We start from the raw sequence: 332 nt of genomic DNA on the forward strand, positions 1-332 counted from the left end.
TGGAGACCATCCGCCGCAGCTTCACCCCGGAATTCCGCAACCGCCTCGACGCGGTGGTGCAGTTCCAGGCGCTGGGCTTCGAGCACATCCTGCGCGTAGTCGACAAGTTCCTGATCGAAGAGAAGGAAGAGATCGCGCGCAACCGGATCATCAAGGAGTTCGAGGGCAGCGACATCCAGGTGCTGAACGGCCGCTTCGGCCCGTACATCAGCGATGGCAGGATGAGACCTCCGTCATCGGGGGACGCGACCTGCGCTCCGGCGGTGGCTGGGCCGGGGTCGGCGCCTCGGGCCGGATGGCGGTGGTCACCAACGTCCGCGACCCGCTGGCGG

At 67.2% G+C, this 332-nt stretch carries 1 protein-coding gene and 1 pseudogene; both read left to right on the top strand.

Annotated features, from left to right (window positions below; genetic code table 11):
* A pseudogene (locus tag ABGA94_RS11040) lies at positions 1–224 on the top strand (topoisomerase C-terminal repeat-containing protein); the annotation flags it as partial.
* Between the two features lie 11 nt (positions 225–235).
* Positions 236–332, top strand: a 97-nt coding sequence (locus tag ABGA94_RS11045; RefSeq protein WP_375367276.1) for an NRDE family protein, incomplete at its 3' end; no start/stop codon positions are given.

The sequence above is a fragment of the Stenotrophomonas sp. 3diitr2024 genome (assembly GCF_042136455.1).
Lineage (GTDB): Bacteria > Pseudomonadota > Gammaproteobacteria > Xanthomonadales > Xanthomonadaceae > Stenotrophomonas > Stenotrophomonas sepilia.